General features: G+C 69.2%; 16 protein-coding genes. 14 read left to right on the plus strand and 2 right to left on the minus strand.

The window, feature by feature from the left end:
• Positions 1-10: 10 nt before the first annotated feature.
• The gene (locus ACI6GS_RS11625) at positions 11-1,177 is read right to left on the minus strand and encodes a RidA family protein (protein WP_439813609.1); all 1,167 of its coding nucleotides are present in this window, start codon (positions 1,175-1,177) and stop codon (positions 11-13) included.
• A 20-nt stretch (positions 1,178-1,197) separates the two neighbouring features.
• Positions 1,198-2,544 carry a glutamine synthetase family protein gene (locus ACI6GS_RS11630; protein WP_439813610.1) on the minus strand — a complete coding sequence of 449 codons (1,347 nt, stop codon included), beginning with the start codon at positions 2,542-2,544 and terminating at the stop codon, positions 1,198-1,200.
• 164 nt (positions 2,545-2,708) lie between these two features.
• Between ACI6GS_RS11630 and ACI6GS_RS11635 the strand changes: the two genes are divergently transcribed.
• The 14 genes from ACI6GS_RS11635 (at position 2,709) to ACI6GS_RS11700 (ending at position 18,189) form a co-directional block, all read left to right on the plus strand.
• Complete coding sequence (locus ACI6GS_RS11635) at positions 2,709-5,228, plus strand: N,N-dimethylformamidase beta subunit family domain-containing protein (RefSeq protein ID WP_439813611.1); 2,520 nt, start codon at positions 2,709-2,711, stop codon at positions 5,226-5,228.
• A 279-nt stretch (positions 5,229-5,507) separates the two neighbouring features.
• Positions 5,508-6,014 (plus strand): MaoC family dehydratase, encoded by a 507-nt coding sequence (locus ACI6GS_RS11640; RefSeq protein WP_439813612.1) that lies wholly within the window; start codon positions 5,508-5,510, stop codon positions 6,012-6,014.
• Positions 6,011-6,520 (plus strand): MaoC family dehydratase, encoded by a 510-nt coding sequence (locus tag ACI6GS_RS11645; protein ID WP_439813613.1) that lies wholly within the window; start codon positions 6,011-6,013, stop codon positions 6,518-6,520. The genes ACI6GS_RS11640 and ACI6GS_RS11645 overlap by 4 nt, the downstream gene beginning before the upstream one ends.
• Positions 6,517-7,737, plus strand: a complete 1,221-nt coding sequence (locus tag ACI6GS_RS11650; protein WP_439813614.1) for a CaiB/BaiF CoA transferase family protein — start codon at positions 6,517-6,519, stop codon at positions 7,735-7,737. Before ACI6GS_RS11645 ends, ACI6GS_RS11650 begins: the two co-directional genes overlap by 4 nt.
• Before the next feature lie 5 nt (positions 7,738-7,742).
• The gene (locus ACI6GS_RS11655; protein WP_439813615.1) at positions 7,743-8,492 is read left to right on the plus strand and encodes an IclR family transcriptional regulator; all 750 of its coding nucleotides are present in this window, start codon (positions 7,743-7,745) and stop codon (positions 8,490-8,492) included.
• Positions 8,493-8,686: 194 nt separating this feature from the next.
• Entirely contained in the window at positions 8,687-9,040 is a 354-nt protein-coding gene (locus ACI6GS_RS11660) for a hypothetical protein (RefSeq protein WP_439813616.1), read from the plus strand.
• Entirely contained in the window at positions 9,037-9,918 is an 882-nt protein-coding gene (locus tag ACI6GS_RS11665; RefSeq protein WP_439813617.1) for an alpha/beta fold hydrolase, read from the plus strand. Before ACI6GS_RS11660 ends, ACI6GS_RS11665 begins: the two co-directional genes overlap by 4 nt.
• On the plus strand, positions 9,915-11,099 hold the full coding sequence (locus ACI6GS_RS11670) for an acyl-CoA dehydrogenase family protein (protein WP_439813618.1): 1,185 nt from the start codon (positions 9,915-9,917) through the stop codon (positions 11,097-11,099). Before ACI6GS_RS11665 ends, ACI6GS_RS11670 begins: the two co-directional genes overlap by 4 nt.
• A gap of 16 nt (positions 11,100-11,115) precedes the next feature.
• Entirely contained in the window at positions 11,116-12,741 is a 1,626-nt protein-coding gene (locus ACI6GS_RS11675; RefSeq protein WP_439813619.1) for a GMC family oxidoreductase, read from the plus strand.
• A 35-nt stretch (positions 12,742-12,776) separates the two neighbouring features.
• Positions 12,777-13,655, plus strand: a complete 879-nt coding sequence (locus tag ACI6GS_RS11680; RefSeq protein ID WP_439813620.1) for an MBL fold metallo-hydrolase — start codon at positions 12,777-12,779, stop codon at positions 13,653-13,655.
• On the plus strand, positions 13,652-15,013 hold the full coding sequence (locus tag ACI6GS_RS11685) for an MmgE/PrpD family protein (protein ID WP_439813621.1): 1,362 nt from the start codon (positions 13,652-13,654) through the stop codon (positions 15,011-15,013). Before ACI6GS_RS11680 ends, ACI6GS_RS11685 begins: the two co-directional genes overlap by 4 nt.
• A 115-nt stretch (positions 15,014-15,128) precedes the next feature.
• On the plus strand, positions 15,129-16,337 hold the full coding sequence (locus ACI6GS_RS11690; protein ID WP_439813622.1) for an argininosuccinate synthase: 1,209 nt from the start codon (positions 15,129-15,131) through the stop codon (positions 16,335-16,337).
• A 50-nt stretch (positions 16,338-16,387) separates the two neighbouring features.
• Positions 16,388-17,362, plus strand: a complete 975-nt coding sequence (locus ACI6GS_RS11695; RefSeq protein ID WP_439813623.1) for a TylF/MycF family methyltransferase — start codon at positions 16,388-16,390, stop codon at positions 17,360-17,362.
• A 14-nt stretch (positions 17,363-17,376) separates the two neighbouring features.
• The gene (locus ACI6GS_RS11700; RefSeq protein ID WP_439813624.1) at positions 17,377-18,189 is read left to right on the plus strand and encodes a class I SAM-dependent methyltransferase; all 813 of its coding nucleotides are present in this window, start codon (positions 17,377-17,379) and stop codon (positions 18,187-18,189) included.
• The last annotated feature ends 108 nt before the right edge of the window (positions 18,190-18,297 follow it).

The raw sequence follows: 18,297 nt of genomic DNA on the forward strand, positions 1-18,297 counted from the left end.
GTGCCGCGGGTCAGGGTGCCACGGGGCCGAACACGCGCGGGTCGCCGCGATCATCCATGCCCAGGCCGTCGATCTGGATCGCCTGGCCGGGAAGGATCATGCCGGCGACGGGGATCCCCGTCGTGGTCGGGCCCGGGTCCTGGTAGTAGGTCGAGCGGATCGCCAGGTTCTTGTGCAGGTCGTCATAGGTGCCGTCGCCGTCATAGAAGGCGTTGACCTTGACCAGGTCGTCCAGGCCCAGGCCAAAGGCGGCGGCCGCCGCCTTCATGTGGCCCATGGCGGCATGGGTCTGGGCCACGACGCCCTCGGCGATGGCGCCGTCGGCCGTGGTCGGCAGCTGGCTGCCGATAAAGACCATGCCACCGCAGCGCACGGCATTGACGAAGGGTGCGACGGCAAAGCCCGCGCCGCCGGCCTCCGTCGCCTGGCGTTCCAGCCGCGCGCCGTCCACGCCGCGCATGGCGAACGCTTCCACCCGCAGGGGGGATAGCCCGGGCACGGGCGGCACGGGCAGGACATGCAACGCCACCGGCGCCGACAGGCGACCGGCGATCGCCTGCAGGATCGGCGTCAGTGACGCCCGCGCCAGCTCGCGCTCGACCAGGACGCCCAGCTTGACCACGTCCTGCGCATCCGCGCCAAGCGGGGCCAGTGCCGCATCAAGGGCCGCGATGGCCCGCCCGGGGTGCGCGGGGTCGATGTCCTGTGCCCCGGCCAGGATCAGCTCGCCCGTCCGCACGGCCGCCGGAAAAGGTCCGGCTGCCTGCCGGCGCAGCGGCCGGCGGGAGGCGATCACCTCGATCTCCACCATCATCGCGGGATAGGCCAGGTACTTGACCGGCAGCAGGGTCAGCGCCGGCCGCGTCGCGGGCGGCAGGCGCTGCTCCAGCACGGCGCGGATCAGGGGCATGGCGGTGCCGTCGGGATCAGCGCAGAACGCCACGACCTTGACCAGGTGGGACAGGTCGGCGCCCAGCTCGCCCAGGACCGTGACGATGTAGTCGACCACCTTGTCCGCCTGGACCGCCACGTCGTGCGGATGGCGCACCGTCCCGTGCGTGTCGACGTCGATCTGGCCGCCGATGAACATCAGGTCGTCACAGCGCAGGCCGTGCTTGTGCGTGATCTTGATGGGCCAGTCCCAATGGCCTTCGGGCCAGACATAGCGGCGGGTCATGCAGGCATCCTGGACAGGCGTCAGAGATACCAATCGTATTCGATCGGCTGGATGACGCTTTCGAACTTCTCAAACTCCGCCCACTTGGCGGCGCGATAGGCGCGCAGGTAGTCGTCGCCGAAGGTGGGGGCCAGGTACCCGTCCCGCCCCAGCCGGTCCAGCGCGGTGGGCAGGGTGAAGGGCAGGCCCGGGTCCAGCTTCGCCCCGGCATTGCCGGTCGCGGCTGGCCCCGGGTCCATGTTGCCCGCCAGTCCCGCCTCGATCCCCGCCAGGATCGCCGCCAGGACCAGGTGCGGATTGGCATCGGCCCCGGCCACGCGATGCTCGAACCGCCAGGAGCCGGTGCGCGTCACCGGCACGCGCAGGGCAACGGAGCGGTTGTCATGGCCCCAGGAGCGGCTGACCGGCACGAAGCGGTTTGGCTTGAACCGGCGATAGGCGTTGCGGTTGGGCGCGAACAGCGCCATCGATTCGGGCATTGCCGCAAGCAGGCCACCCAGTGCGTGGCGGAACAGCGGGCTGGGCTGCCCGTCCGCGCCGTCGAACGCAGGCGCACCGTCGCGGTCCAGCAGCGACAGGTGCACATGCATGCCCGAGCCCGGCTGGTCGAGCAGCGGCTTGGCCATGAAGGTGCAGTCCAGGCCCTGCGCCCGCACCACGCCACGGATCAGGCGGCGCAGCAGGGCGCACTGGTCGGCGGCCGTCAGCGGATCGGCGATGTGGCGCAGGTTCACCTCGTACTGGCCGGGACCGTATTCGGCGATCATCGAATCCATCGGCAGGCCCTGGACGGCACAGGCCGCACGGATCGCATCCAGCAGGCCGGCCACCCGGTCCAGGTCGTCCAGCGCCATCAGCTGGTTGCCGGTCGTGCCCAGCAGGGCAGGCGGCACCGGCGGCTGACCGGGCGGGCGATCCAGCGCCATCAGGAAGAATTCCAGCTCGAACGCGACGACCGGCACCAGGCCGCGCGCGGTCAGCGGCGCCAGCGCCCGGGCCAGGACATTGCGCGGATCGAAGCGATAGGGGGTGCCATCGGGAGTGTCGAAGGTGACCAGTGCCTGGACCGTCGGGTGCGCCGCCCAGGGCACCGGCACCAGCGGACCGACCGGCCGCACATAGCAGTCGGGATCGCCATCCGAAAAGCCATGGCCATCGGGATCGTGGTTTTCACCCCGCACGTCGAGCAGGAAGACGGAGCCGGGGATGCAGATCTCCCCCGTCGTGACGCGGGCGAGTTGGCTGACCGGCAGGCGCTTGCCCCGCATGATCCCCGACAGGTCCGGATGAATGACGTCGACGAATTCGGGAATGAATGAAGGGGTCCCTGTCGTATCCGGATGCAGCTGCGGGAACACAGAATTCATGATTTCACCTGAAGGGGAACGATCCCGCCAGCGTAGAGGGCGACGTCCTTGGCCGGCAAGCGAGCATGGTTTGACAGGTCTTCAAGCATTGTCGTGCGGTTGAGGCAGGATGGTCTGCCGAGATGGATGGCGCCTTGCGCGCACGCGCTTCGATTGGATGAGGAATGCTTGATCCCGCAGTCCGGGCACTGTTCCGGGCCGACCTTGCGGCAGCCTTCGACGCGGCACCGGCCGGCCCGCACGAGCCGTCGCTGGGCCTGCTGCTGGATGTCATGCGCTTTGCCCCGCTGGCGGGAAAGGCCGTCACGGTGCGCCTGGACGAGCCGGGAGCCTGGGCGCTGGGGACCCTGCCCGGGCGGCGCGGCGTCCCGGTTGCGATCACCGACCGACGCCGCTTCCGCGATCCCCTCGACGCCGAGCGCGCGGTGTTCCGCGCGCGGTGGAAGGCCCTGACGGGGGAGGAGGCGCCACTGCCCCCGCTGGACATCGCGGAGGATGACGCGGCGATCCAGCCACCGCGCAAGCAGGTACTGGCCTATGCCGATCGCTGGTCGGTCCGCGCGGGCGAGGCGCTGGCCGTCAGGGTCAGCCTGCTGTCTGGGCGCGAGTACGAGGTGCAGGTCGTGCGCCTGTTCTCGGGCGAGGTCGACCTGCGCGGCGACGGGCTGGGCCTGGTGCCGGTAGCGGCCCCATGCAACGGGCGGCATATGGGGCGGGCGCAGCCGCTGCCCGCAGGCTCCTACGGCACGGCGCCGTGGCGCGGACCGGCGCAGCCCGACGCCCTGACGGTCCAGGCCTTCGTCATGCCGACCCTGCCGGGGGACGGGGCGCAGCAGGTTCTGGCCATCGGCACTGCCCTGCAACTGGTGCTGGACGAAGCCGGGCATTTTGCCTTGCGGACCGATGCCGGCGCAGAACTGGTCGCTGCCCAACCCGCCACGCCCTCAGCCTGGGTGCTGGTCGCGGGCAGCTGGGGTGACGGCCGGCTCAGCCTGGCGGTCGGCGATGCGGTCGTCACGCTGGACCTGCCCGGCTGGTGTCCGACCCTGGCCGAGGGCGCGCAGGTCGTCCTGTCGGCGCCAAGCGGGGCCGGGTTCGATGGCCGGATCGACCGGCCGCGCGTGGCGCTCGGCGTGCTGGACCCCGCCACGAGCGCCGCCCTTTCCGCTCCTCGGCCGCCCGCCGACCTGCTGGCGCGCTGCGTCCTGGCCCTGGACCTCGCTCAGGACATGGCCGGCCGGCGGATGGTCGACCTGTCGCCCTCAGCCGCCCATGGCACCCTGCACCAGTTGCCAATGCGCGCGGTGCGCGGCCAGAACTGGCATATCGGGGTCCATGACTGGCGGCAGGACCCCACGCTCTATGGCGCCGTCCACTTCCACCGCGACGACCTCAACGATGCCTGCTGGGACACGGATTTCGCCTGGGACGTGCCGGACGATCTGGAGAGCGGTGTCTATGCGGTCAGGCTGCGGGCTGGCGGCGACTGCACCTTCGTGCCGGTCTTCGTGCGGCCGGCCATGGATTCTGCGACCCGCGATGCCGCGTTTCTGGTGCCGACGTGCAGCTACCTTGCCTATGGCAACGAGCATGGCGCGATGGATTCGGCAGCGAACGAGGTGATGGGCGGGGCACTGCCCGGCCTGAAGGCAGAGGACCTGTTCCTGCAGGAGGTCCGCGCCCTGGGCCATTCGCAGTATGACAGCCATGGCGACGGCAGCGGCGTCGCCTTCTCCTCGCGCCTGCGGCCCATGCTTAACGTCCAGCCGGGCAAGCCCTTGGCCTGGCTGGGCTCGGGCGGCGTGTGGCCCTGGCAGTTCGCGGCGGACCTTGACATCGTCGGTTGGCTGACGGCGCTGGGGCAGCCCGTCGACATCGTGACGGACGAGGACCTGCATGCCGAGGGGGCGGCGGCCCTGGCGCCCTACCGCGTGGTACTGACAGGCAGCCACCCGGAATATCATTCGATCGCCATGCTGGATGGCATCGCCGCGTGGCAGGCGGCCGGTGGGCGACTGATGTACCTGGGCGGCAACGGCTTCTACTGGCGCGTTGCGTTCAGCGATGCCTGGCCCGGCACAATCGAACTCCGCCGGGCCGAGGATGGCATCCGCGACTGGCAGAGCGCGCCTGGCGAGTACCATCACGCCTTCACCGGGGAGCTGGGCGGACTGTGGCGCCGCATCGGGCGCCCGCCGCAGATGCTGTGCGGCGTCGGCTTCGCGGGCCAGGGGATGGACCAGTCGACATACTATCTGGTCCAGCCTGGCGGCCGCGACCCGCGCGCGACCTTCATCCTGGACGGCATCGCGGACGAGCGCATCGGCGACTTCGGCACGATCGGCGGCGGCGCGGCCGGCCTGGAATACGACCGCGCGGATGACAGCCTGGGCACGCCGCGCCATGCCCTGGTCGTTGCGTCGTCGTTCGCGCATTCGCGCAAGACCTCCGCCGTGCCGGAGGAAGTGGACACCGTCCTGGGGATCGAACTGGCGCAGGCCAATCCCCGGGTCCGCTCGGACATCGTCTTTTATGAGACCCCGGGTGGCGGCGCCGTCTTCAGCACGGGCTCCATTGCCTGGGCCGGCGCGCTGAACCATGGCGGCGGCGGCAACAGCGTCAGCCGGCTGACGGCCAATGTCCTCGCCCGCTTCCTCGACCCGACGCCCTTCCGCCTGCCCTGAGGGCGGGGTCGATGTGTGGGCACGACGCGCGGGCGAGGAGGGGACAGGCGAGGAGTGCGCGCCGCACCCACGCGAGGCCCAACAGGGCCCGCGCATAAGCGTTCCAAGCGCCAGCGGCGATCGCTGCTCAGGCCACCCTGTCGATCATATTCCTGATATCTCGCCACGGATCCGATGGTCCCCTTGTGTGTGCGGCGCACAAGGGGAGATGCTCCAACCACGACATGCGGCCATATGGCCAAGCAACGCTAAGCACAGGCTGTGCAGGTGGGAGGGTTCATGCCCCCGGATTTCAAGGAACGGGCGGTCCTGTGGCCGAAGGGCCGCCAATTCGAGGACTTCGCCGTGGGACAGGTGTTCGCCCATCATTGGGGGCGCACGATCAATCATGGTGACAATTCGATCTTCACCACGCTGACACTCAACTACAATCCGCTCTATTTCAATCGCGAGTACGCGATGGCCCTGGGCCATCCCGACGTCGTCGTGAACCCGCTGCTGGTGTTCAACACGGTGTTCGGCCTGACGGTCGAGGATTGCAGCGAAGGCGGCGGACCCTTTGTCGGCGTTGACGACGTCACCTATCACCGTCCCGTCTATCCCAACGACACGCTGACCGCGCGCAGCACGACGGTGGATGCCCGCACCTCGAAGTCGAATCCGGCCAACGGGCTGGTCACCTGGCATACCGAGGGGCGCAACCAGCGGGACGAACTGGTGATCGACTTCAAGCGCACCAACATCGTGCGCCTGCGCAATCCCCCGGCCCGTACGGTGAGCGCATGACCACGCCCAACACGGCGCCCGTGACGCGCGTGGCCGGCCTGACCGGCGCTGGCAATTACTTCGAGGATTTCCGCGTCGGCTTGGTGATCCGCCATGCCCGCGGCAAGACGCTGGAGGCGCTGGAGAATGTCTTCATCACCAACCTGGTGATGAACACGGCGGCGGGCCATTTCGACGAGCACGTGATGAAGGGCACGCCCTTTGGCCAGCGCCTCAGCTTTGGCGGCGTCAACTTCTCCCTCGTGCTTGGCCTGGCGTCGCAGGACACGACCGAGAACGCGATCGTCGAGCTGGGCCTGGACAAGATCCGGCTGACCGCGCCCGTCTTCCATGGCGACACGCTCTATGCCTATTCCGAGGTGCTGGAGGCGAAGGACGCCGACCGGCCCGACGCGGGCGAGGTGCGCTTCAAGCACTGGGGCGTCAACCAGGACGGCAAGGTGGTGTGCGAGGTCGAGCGCCGCGCGCTGATCAAGCGGCGCAGCCATTGGGTGCCGGCGCCATGACCGGCTTCGGCGCGCTGGAGGGTCTGCGCGTCCTGGACCTGACCCAGATGCTGGCGGGACCCTATGCCACCCAGCTCCTGGCCGACCAGGGCGCCGACGTGGTCAAGGTCGAGCCGCCGGGCGGTGACATGACCCGCCAGGCCGGCCCTTTCCGGCCAGAAGATACGGCGCGCGCCTTTGGCGGCTACTATCTCAGCATCAATCGCAACAAGCGCTCGATCTGCCTGGACCTCAAGGATCCGTCCGCCCGCGACGTGTTCCTGACCCTGGTCGACAGCGCCGACGTGGTGGTCGAGAACTTCCGCGCCGGTGTCATGGAGCGCCTGGGCCTCGCCTACGAGGTCCTGGCGGCGCGCAATCCGCGCCTGGTCTATGCCTCGATCCGCGGCTTTGGCGACGCGCGGGGCGGCGACAGCCCCTATCGCGACTGGCCGGCCTTTGACGTGGTGGCGCAGGCCATGGGCGGCGTCATGGGCATCACGGGGCCGGGCGTGCCGACCAAGGTGGGACCGGGGATCGGCGACATCGGCCCGGCCCTGTTCGCGGCCTTTGGCATCATGTCTGCGGCCTGGCGCGCCCAGCGCACGGGCAAGGGTCAGTATGTCGACGTCGCCATGGCCGACTGCATGCTGGCCCTGTGCGAGCGCATTCTCTACCAGAACTCCATCCAGGGGATCGTGCCGGGGCCGGAGGGCAACCACCACCCGTTCATCTCGCCCTTTGGCATGTTCCCGGCCAGGGACGGCTTCGTCACCATCGCGACCCCGTCGGACGCCTTCTGGCGCATCCTGTGCGAGCGGCTGGAGTTGGCAGAATGGGGTGCGCGGCCCGAGTTCGCGGACGGCCGCGCCCGCGCCGCCAACCGCAAGGCGCTGGAGGACGGCCTTTCGGCCCGCACCGCGCAGCTGACCAAGGCGGAGCTGGGCGCACGCCTGGGCGGGCAGGTGCCCTTCGGTCCGGTCCTCGACGCGGCCGAGATCGTGGCCGAGCCGCACTATGCCGCGCGCGAGATGGTGGTCAGCCTGGACGTGCCGGGGCTGGACCAGCCGGTGCGGATCGCGGGCGTACCCGTGCGCATGACCGACACCCCCGGCCGCGTGGCCCATGCCGCCCCACGCCTGGGCCAGGACACGCGCGCCGTGCTCGCCGCCGCCGGCATCGCACCCGACCGCATCGACGCCCTGGCGGCGTCGGGCGCCATTTCCTGCGCGGCCTGACGCCCGTGTCGGAAACCGTCAAGTCGGCGGAGCGCGTGCTCCAGGTCTTCGAGTATTTCGCGCGCGTCCGGGCGCCGGCCAGCGTGATGGAGATCGCCAAGGCGCTGGGCTATCCGCAGTCCTCGACCTCCATGCTGCTGAAAAGCCTGCACGGCAATGGCTACCTGGACCATGACGCGCGGGCGCGGACCTATGTCCCCAATGTCCGGCTGGCGCTGCTGGCGGGCTGGATCAGCGATGCCACGTTCCGGGACGAAACGCTGGGCCGCAAGATGGAACGCCTGCGCGCGCTGACCAACGAGACGGTGCTGCTGGCCCTCCAGATCGGCGTCGAGATCCAGTACGTGGAGGTGCTGCCCTCCTCGCGGGAGATCAGCTTCCACCTGCGCACCGGCACGCGGCGGCCGATCACGCGCGCCGCGGTGGGGTGGACCCTGCTCAGCCTGCGCGACGATGCGGAGGTGCGCCTGATGGTGCGCCACTGCAATGCCGAGTGCGAACCGCACCTCCGCGTGGCCGAGGGCGAGATGGTGGAGGCCATCGCCGCCGTGCGGGCGCAGGGGTTTGCCATGACCGCGGGCCACATGGTGCCGGGCGCTGGCGTGATCGCCATGGCCCTGCCGCTCAACACGGGGTCGAGCCCCCTGGCGGTCGGCGTCGGCGGGCCGCTGGAGCGCATCGGGCCCAAGCGGGACGAACTGGTCGCCACCATGCGCGCCGTCCTGGGCCCCGTGCCCCAGGCGCGGGCGGGGTAGGGCGGCGGATGTCCATGTTTCCTCGAACATTTCCCCCCACCTACGTGGCCCGGTTTTTCCGGGCCACCCCTGAACCAACCGGTACGTCAGCGCGACGGTTGCGCCATGGGTCCCCCGGATAAACCGGGGGACGTAGGCAAGGAGGGGGTTTTGCACGCGGTCTGAGAACGAGAACGGGAGGGATGGAGGAAAAAATGCTGGAGGATCTGGCGGCGCGGGTGAACGCGCAGCCCATGCTGGTGCGGCGCGGGCGGTTCCTGGACATGAGCTTCGGCTTCGCGATCGGTGACGAGGCGCGCGTGGTCCATATCGAGAAGGGTCAGGTGACCAGCCTGGAGGGACAGGACCCAGTCTTCACCTTCCGCACCAATCCGGCCGCCTGGGCCGAGTTCTCGAAGCCGGTCCCGAAGCGGAAATTCCACGACGTCATGGCGCTCGTCGAATATGGCGAGGCGACGCTGGAAGGCGACATCTTTCCCTTCATGGTCAACATGTACTTCTTCAAGGGCGTGATCGAGAGCGCCAAACAGCGGGACATTCCCCAATGAGCGCCGCGATTGCCGGGCTGGAGCCCATTGTCGGCCGCTATTTCCCGCTGGAGCTGGAGGGCCGCCACCACCGCGTTTATTTCGAGGAGGCGGGGCAGGGCATTCCCCTGGTCTGCCTGCACACGGCAGGCTCGGACGGGCGCCAGTACCGCGCCATCCTCAACGATCCTGAGATCACGGCCAGGTTCCGCGTCCTGGTGTTCGACCTGCCCTGGCACGGCAAGTCCTCGCCCCCCGTCGGCTGGCAGGACGAGGTCTACCAGCTGACCACCGACCGCTATGTCGGCACGGTGATGGCCTTCTGCCGGGCGCTGGGCCTGGACCGACCGGTCGTCATGGGCTGCTCCATCGGCGGCCGCGCCGTGCTGCATCTGGCCTTGCGCCATGCCAACGACTTCCGCGCCGCCATCGGCCTGCAATCCGCCCTGCATGCGGAATCGGCCATCGGCCCCCAGATGGCCGAGACCGACTACATGCACCGGCCCGATGTCCATGGCGGCGAAGCGGCGGCGAGTGCCGTGTCCGGCCTGATCGCGCCCCAGGCGCCGCCCGCCGACCGGTGGGAGACGCTGTGGCACTATTCGCAAGGGGGACCGGGCGTTTTTCCGGGCGACCTCTACTACTATTTCGTCGATGGCGACCTGCGGAACGGGCAGGTGCGGGGCCTGGATACCGACCGCTGCCCGCTCTACCTGCTGACCGGCGAGTACGACTATTCGGCAAGCCCTGAGCAGACCGAGGAAGTCCTGGCCCAGGTGCCGGGCGCCAAGTACCAGCTGATGACGGGCCTTGGCCACTTCCCGATGTCGGAGAACCCGGAGCACTTCAAGACCTATCTCAAGCCGATCCTGGCCGAGATCGCGGGAGCAACAGCATGAGCGGCGCACTCGGTTACATGACGGACGAGCGCCGCATGATCCAGGAGGCGGCGCGCACCTTCGCCATGAACGAGGTGCTGCCCGTCGCCAACGAACTGGACCCGGTGCAGGGCGACATCCCCATGGACCTGCGGGCCAAGATGGGGGAGATGGGCTATTTCGGGATCATGATCCCGGAGGAACATGGCGGCCTGGGCCTGGGATATTTCGAGTACTGCCTGATCGCCGAGGAACTGGCCCGCTGCTGGATGAGCGTCGCCAGCATCATTGCCCGCGGCAACCATTTCTATCACGCGATCCCCGGCACGGGCGCGGAGCGGGCGGAGAAGATCGCCCGCATGGCGCGCGGCGACTATCTGGGCGCTGCCGCCCTGTCCGAGCCGAATGCCGGCTCCGACCTGGGTGCTGTTGCCTGCCGCGCGGTGCGCGACGGCGACGAATGGGTCATCACCGGCAACAAGTACTGGTGCACCTTTGCCGACGGGGCCGACTTCATCCAGGTCCTGTGCCGCACCGATACACCGCCCGAACCGGGGCGCCGCCATGTCGGCCTGACCTCCATCGTGGTGGAGAAGCCGCGCGGGGAATTGCCGAAGGGCTGCTCCGGCGCACCCATCCCCAAGATCGGCTATTTCGGCTGGAAGACCTGGGAACTCGCCTTCGACGGCTGTCGCGCACCGGTGCAGAAGGAGGCCAAGGGCGACCCGGGCAAGGCCTTCTACTCGGTCACCTCCGGCCTGGTCGGGGCCCGTGCCCACACGGCGGCCCGTTCGATCGGCCTGGCCCGCGGGGCGCTGGAAGACGCGATCGCCTATGCCAAGGAGCGCCAGCAGTTTGGCCGGCCCATCGCCGATTTCCAGGCGATCCGCTTCAAGATCGCGACCATGGCGACCGAGATCGAGGCGGCGCGCCAGCTGATGTACTTCGTCGCCCAGGAAGTCGACAGCGGTCGGCGCTGCGACAAGGAAGCCGGCATGGTCAAGTACTACGCCGCCGAAATGGCCGAGCGCGTGACCAGCGAGGCGCTACAGATCCTGGGCGGTGCCGGCTATACCAAGCTGCACGCTGTCGAACGCCATTGGCGCGACGCCCGCCTGACCAAGATCTTTGAAGGCACCTCCGAAATCCAGCAGCGCATCATCAGCGACCACTTGCTGGGCAAGCCGACAAAGCCGTCATGAGCGGGGTCTATCGGTCATGACCGCCGAAACCTTCGACTACATCGTCGTCGGCGCCGGCTCGGCGGGGTGCGTGGTCGCCAGCCGCCTGAGCGAGGACCCCGCCACGCGCGTCCTGGTGCTGGAGGCGGGGCCAGAGCCGAAGGACTTCTGGATCAAGGTGCCGGCGGGCATGGCCCGCCTGTTCCTGCCCGGCCCGGTGAACTGGGGCTATTTCACCGAGCCAGAGCCGCACCTGGACAATCGCAAGATCTACTGGCCACGCGGCAAGACGCTGGGCGGGTCCAGTGCGATCAACGGCATGGCCTATGTCCGGGGCCATGCGCAGGACTTCGACGACTGGCGCCAGATGGGCTGCACCGGCTGGTCCTGGGCCGATGTCCTGCCGCTCTACAAGCGCTCGGAACGGCGCGAGACGGGGGCGACCGAGCATCACGGCGCCGCAGGGGAACTGTCGGTCAGCGATCCCGTCTTCCGCCATGCCTCTTCCCGCGACTTCGTGGAATCCGGGGTGAACATCGGCCTGGCGCGCAACCTGGACCTGAACGGGGATGCCCATGACGGCATCGGCTTCCTGCAGTTCACGATCAACAAGGGCCAGCGCCATTCCAGCTACGAGGCGTTCCTGGCCCCGGTGCGCCGCCGCCCCAATCTGAAGATCGAGACCGGCGCCCTGACCCGCCGCATCCTGGTCGAGCAGGGCCGGGCCGTCGGCATCGAGTACGAGAAGGACGGCCAGGTCCGCACCGCCCGCGCGAATGCCGAAGTCGTGCTGTCGGCCGGCGCCCTGAACACGCCACAGATCCTGATGCTGTCCGGCATCGGGCCGGGCCAGGACCTGGCGCGCCGCGGCATCCCCGTCGTGCTTGACCTGCCCGGGGTGGGGCGCAACCTGCAGGATCACCTCTATGTCCATGTCGTCGCGCATGTGACGGCGGACAGTTCGATCAACCGCGAACTGCGCAGCGCGCGGAAATACCTGCACGGCGCCAACTACCTGGCGCGGGGCAAGGGCTACCTGACCATGGGGGCCAGCCAGGCCTGCGCGTTCGTGTCCGGCCTGCCGGGGGCGAGCCACCCGGACCTGCAGATCAACTTCCGGCCGGTCAATTTCGAACTGACGGCCAGGGGCGCCATCGAGATCGGCGACCATCCCCAGGTGACCGCCTCGGTCTGCCATTTGCGGCCGCAGTCGCGCGGCCGCGTGGAACTGCGCTCGGCGGACCCGAAGGATACGCCCGTCCTCTTCGCCAACTACCTGGACGCGGAGGCGGATCGCCAAGCCCTGATCGCGGGGGTGCGCTGGATCCGTCGCATCTTCGCGGCCGAGCCGTTCAGCCGCCGCATCCTGGCCGAGGAACTGCCCGGTCCCGCGATCCAGTCGGATGCCGAGATCCTGGGCTTTGTCCGGCGGCTGGCGACCTCGATGTACCACCCGGTCGGCACGGCCAGGATGGGGATCGACGCGATGGCCGTGGTCGATCCGGCGCTGAAGGTGCGGGGTCTTGCGGGCTTGCGCGTGGCCGATGCCTCGATCATGCCCACGATCACCTCGGGCAACACCAATGCACCCTCAATCATGATCGGCGAGAAGGCCGCCGACCTGATCCGCGCCGAAGCAAAGAGCGCAGTCCGGGCGGCGTGAGGAATATTGAACAAAAACAACACGCGGGAGGAGCAATGGCGGAGTTCATGACCTGGCGCATCGGCGACGTGACGGTCACCCGCGTTATGGAGTTCGAGCCTTGGCTGATCGAGCCGGGCGCGCTGTTCGCAAAGGCGAGGGCGCCCGACGTCCAGCGCCATCCCTGGATGGTCCCCCACTTCGCCGATGCCGAGGGGTCCATCCTCCTGTCGTTCCACGCCTTCATCGTGGAATCGGCCGGTCGCCGCGTGATCGTCGATACCTGCGTCGGCAATGACAAGCCGCGCCTGGGCGGCGTGTTCGAGAACCTGAAGACAGGTTTCCTGGAGGCGCTGACGGACGCAGGCATTCCGCCGGAGACGATCGACATCGTCCTGTGCACGCACATGCACGTCGATCATGTCGGCTGGAACACCCGCCTGGTCGACGGGCAATGGGTACCGACCTTCCCCAATGCCCGCTACCTCTTCGCGCGCGAGGAATACGAGCACTGGGCGGTGACGCCGGACGTGCACCATGGCGACGTCTTCGGCGACAGCGTGGCGCCCATCGTGGCGGCAGGCCTGCACGACCTGGTCGAGCCTGGCTTCCGCCCCACGCCTGAGCTTGAGCTGGAGGCGACGCCCGGCCATACGCCGGGCCATGTCAGCATCCGCATCCGCTCGCAGGGGGCGGAGGCGGTCATCACCGGCGACATGATCCACCACCCGCTCCAGATTGCCGAACCCGAACACTGCACACATTTCTGCAGCGACGCGCCCCGGGCGGTGGAAACGCGCCGCCGCTTCCTGAAGGAGCAGGAGGGGCGGCCGATCCTGGTCCTGGGCACTCATTTTGCCGGTCCCACCGCGGGCCACATCGTGGCCGACGGCGACGGCTATCGGCTGGACGTTGCCGCGGAGGCCGTGTCGTGAGTGCCGTCCCCCTGGCGCTCCAGCTTGCGGCCTTCGCCCGCAACCTGGGGGCGGAGGCGCTGCCCGGTGACGTGGTGGCGCGGGCGCAGCACTGCCTGCTCGACTGGATGGGCGTGACGCTTGCCGGCAGCGGCGAGCCGCTAGCCCGTATCCTGCGCGACGAGATCGCGGCCGAGGGCGGTGTGCCCGAGGCAGCCGTGATCGGGGCGCCCCTGCGCCTGCCCGTGGCCAAGGCAGCGCTTGTCAACGGCACGGCGGGCCACGCCCTCGACTATGACGACGTGATCTCGGCCGCACTGGGCCATCCAACCGTTGCCGTGGCACCCGTCGTCCTGGCCCTTGGTGAGGAATGCCGCGCCTCGGGCGTCGAGGTGGTTGCCGCCTTCGTCGCCGGGGTGGAGGTGATCTGCCGGATGGGCGGCATTGTCGGTGCCGGGCATTACGAGGCGGGCTTTCACGCGACCGGCACGTTGGGCGCCTTTGGCGCCGCTGCTGCGGCCGCGCGTCTGCTGAAGCTGGACGATGACCAGGCGGCGCACGCCTTCGGCATCGTCGCCACCACGGCCAGCGGGCTGAAAAGCATGTTCGGCACGATGTGCAAGCCGCTTCATGCCGGCCATGCGGCCGAAATGGGGCTGCGCGCTGCCCGCCTGGCCGCTCGCGGGTTTACTGCGCGCACGGACGCCATCGAATGCGCCCAGGGCTTCGCCACGACCCACCATGGCCGGGCCGATGCGGCCGATACCGTCGTGGCGGATGGCGTGTTCCACCTGCGCGACGTCCTCTTCAAGTTCCATGCCTCGTGCTACGGCACCCACGCCGCGATCGAGGCGGCGCGCACGCTGCGCCAGCGCGTGGGACCGGAACTGGCGGTGCAGGCAGACGCGATCCGCATCGCGCTTCCCGCCGCAGCACTCAAGATGTGCGTGATCCCGGAGCCGCGCACGGGCCTGGAGGCCAAGTTCAGCGTGGGCCATGTCACGGCGGCGGCCCTGCTGGGCATCGACACCGCGGCCCTGGACACGTTCGCCGATGACGCCGTCGGCGATCCCCGCGTGGCGCTGCTGCGGCGGCGCGTCAGCGTCGTGGCCGAGACGGGACAGGACGGGACGGCCCTGGGCGGCCTGGCGGCGACGGTCGACCTTCACCTGCCCGGTGGCCGCGTGGAACGGGCCGGGCATGACGCGGGCATTCCCGAGCGCGACTTGGCGCAGGAGCAGGCGCGCCTGCACGCCAAGTTCATGAGCCTGGCGACGCCCCTGATCGGCGGCAATGCCGCCGGTGCCGCGGCGGACATGGTGCTGCACCTGGGCCACGCGCCCAGCCTGGCGCCGCTGATCGCCTCCTGCGCCGCCTGAGCGGGGCATCCGAGCGGTCTGGGGGTTGTCGCGCGGGCGGCGCTGCCTATACTGCGCCGCTTCCCGGGCAGCGCGTTCGAACGGCGCCCGCATTTCTGAAGACAGGCGAGGGCACATGGCCGGCGAGGTCAAGCGCGTGGTGCTGGCCTATTCAGGCGGACTGGATACGTCGGTCATCCTGAAATGGCTCAAGGTCACCTATGGCTGCGAGGTGGTCACCTATACGGCGGACCTGGGCCAGGGCGAGGAACTGGAGCCCGCGCGCCGCAAGGCCGAGATGATGGGCGCCAGCGAGATCGTGATCGACGACGTGCGCGAGGAATTCGTGCGCGACTTCGTCTTCCCGATGTTCCGCGCCAATGCGCTGTACGAGGGCTGCTACCTGCTCGGCACCTCGATCGCGCGGCCGCTGATCGCCAAGCGGCAGATCGAGGTCGCGCGCCAGTTCGGTGCCGACGCGGTCGCCCACGGCTCGACCGGCAAGGGCAATGACCAGGTCCGTTTCGAGCTGAGCTACTACGCGCTCGAACCCGGCATCAAGGTGATCGCGCCCTGGCGCGAATGGGACCTCGGCTCGCGCACGCGGCTGATCGCGTTCGCCGAAGAGCACCAGATCCCCATCGCCAAGGACAAGCGGGGCGAGGCGCCGTTCTCGATTGACGCCAACCTGCTGCACAGCTCGGCCGAGGGCAAGGTGCTGGAGGATCCCTGGGAAGAGCCGCCGGAATACGTTTACAGCCGCAGCGTCTCGCCCGAGGCGGCACCCGACCGCCCGACCTATGTCGAGATCGAGTTCGAGGAGGGCGATGCTGTCGCCGTCGACGGCGAGCGCTTGAGCCCGGCCAGCCTGCTGGCCCGGCTCAACGACCTGGGCGGGGCCAATGGCGTCGGCCGGCTGGACCTGGTCGAGAACCGCTTCGTCGGCATGAAGTCGCGTGGCGCGTACGAGACGCCGGGCGGGACGATCCTCTACTGGGCGCATCGCGGCATCGAATCGATCACGCTGGACCGCGGGGCGATGCACCTGAAGGACGAGCTGGCGCCGCGCTATGCCGAGCTGATCTACAACGGCTTCTGGTTCTCGCCAGAGCGCCGGATGCTCCAGGCCGCGATCGACGAAAGCCAGAAGAACGTCACCGGCACCGTGCGCCTCAAGCTCTACAAGGGCTCGGTCACGGTGGCGGGGCGCAAGAGCCCCAAGTCGCTCTACAGCCAGGCCCATGTGACGTTCGAGGAAGACACCGTCTATGACCAGCGCGACGCGTCCGGCTTCATCAAGCTGAACGCCCTGCGCCTGCGCCTGCTGAACCGTCAGCAGGGCTGACGAAGCGGCTGCGGTCGCGGGCGCATGGCCGTCCGCGACCGCGGTGCCCCTTGGCCCCCGGCGGTGGTCACAGTAGGTTACCGCCTGGGACAGAAGCGGGGGCAGCCATCCCAAACGAACACTTCGCGCAACCGGCGGGCAGCGCCATCGGACCGTTCCAGGCGGCGGCGCCGGGCACGCTGGCCGATCGCTACCTGGACCTGCTGAAGCGCACGCTGACCGACTCGCTGTGGCTGGACCGGCCGCTGGCCAATGCGTCGCCCTATGACTACAGCCGCGACAAGAAGGCCTGGCGGCGCGGTCTGGTCCGGCTTGCCGCGCGCCTGCTGCGGACGCGCGGGATCGAGCTGGTCAAGGACTACAATCCCGGCGACCTCGCGGCACGCCAGGCCCGCCGCGCGGTTGGCCAGGACTGGCCGGCGCGCGGCGATTCCATGATCGGCTGGGCCCGGCTGGACAACCTGAGGATGGCCATCGAGACCGTCCTGGCCGAGGGCATTCCCGGCCACCTGATCGAGACGGGCGTCTGGCGCGGCGGTGCCTGCATCTTCATGCGGGGCGTGCTGCAGGCCTATGGCGTGAGCGACCGCGAGGTGTGGCTTGCCGACTCGTTCGAAGGCCTGCCGCCGCCGGAAGTGGGCGGCGCCGCGGCCGACCGGGGCGACCGCCACCACGAGATGGATGCGCTGCGCGTCGGGCTGGAGGAGGTGCAGGCGAATTTCCGGCGCTATGGGCTGCTGGACGATCGGGTGCGCTTCCTGAAGGGCTGGTTCGAGGACACGCTGGCCTCGGCCCCCATCGACCGCCTGGCGGTGCTGCGCCTGGACGGCGACATGTATTCGTCCACGATGACGGCGCTCCATGCGCTTTATGACCGCGTTTCGCCCGGCGGCTTCGTCATCGTCGACGACTATGGCGCGGTCAAGGGCTGTGCCCAGGCGATCACCGACTTCCGAGCGGGCCGGGACATCACCGCGCCGCTGGTCCCGATCGACTGGGCCGGCGTCTACTGGCGCAAGGCCTGAACGGACCCACGGCGATGGTCCTGCCCCCGACTCATGAGGCCAACCGGCGCCATTGGGACGAGATCACGCCGATCCACGTCGCCAGCCGCTTCTATGACGTCGACGCCTTCCTGGCCGGGCGCGACAGCCTGGGGCCGATCGAGCATGCCGGCATGGGGCCGGTGGGCGGCCTGAGCATCCTGCACCTGCAGTGTCATTTCGGGCTGGACACGCTGAGCTGGGCGCGGGCCGGGGCCGCGCGCGTGCTGGGCGTCGACATCTCGGCCGTGGCCGTGGCCGAGGCGCAGTCCCTGGCCCGTCGCGCCGGCCTGTTCGACCGCGCCGACTTCGTCATTGCCGACGTGACGCGCCTCAACCTCGGCACCCGGTTCGACCGGGTCTTTGCCTCGCACGGGGCGCTGATCTGGCTCTCCGACCTGGAGGCCTGGGCCGGTACGGTCGCCCGCCACCTGAAGCCGGGCGGCTTCCTTTACCTGCTGGAGGGCCACCCGGTGGGTACCCTGCTGGAACTGTCGGCACAGGGCGGCCTGGTCCTGCCATTCGATTATTTCCACGCCGAGCCGATCGCCGACCGCGCGGCCGACTATGCCGAGCCCAGCTACACGCCCAGCCACGCGGCGCAGATCCACCTGTGGACGACGGCCGAACTGGTGCAGGCCCTGCTGAAGGCGGGCCTGACCATCGTGGGCTTCGAGGAATACCCGCAATGCGCCTGGCCGGCATGGTCGGACATGGTGGCGACGGCCGACGGCTATTATTTCGAGCGCCCGCCCGGCCAGCCCACCATGCCCATGATGCTGGGCATCAAGGCCGTCCAGCCGGGCTGAGGCCTTGAATCGCGTGTCGGGCGACGAAAGCGCGCGGCCGTCGATGGACCGGGACGCGCGTCCCGCTTAAGCTGCAACCAGAGGAAACCGCGCCTGCATGCCGGAATC

Origin of the sequence: Zavarzinia sp. CC-PAN008 (assembly GCF_051903925.1) — a bacterium.
GTDB lineage: Bacteria > Pseudomonadota > Alphaproteobacteria > Zavarziniales > Zavarziniaceae.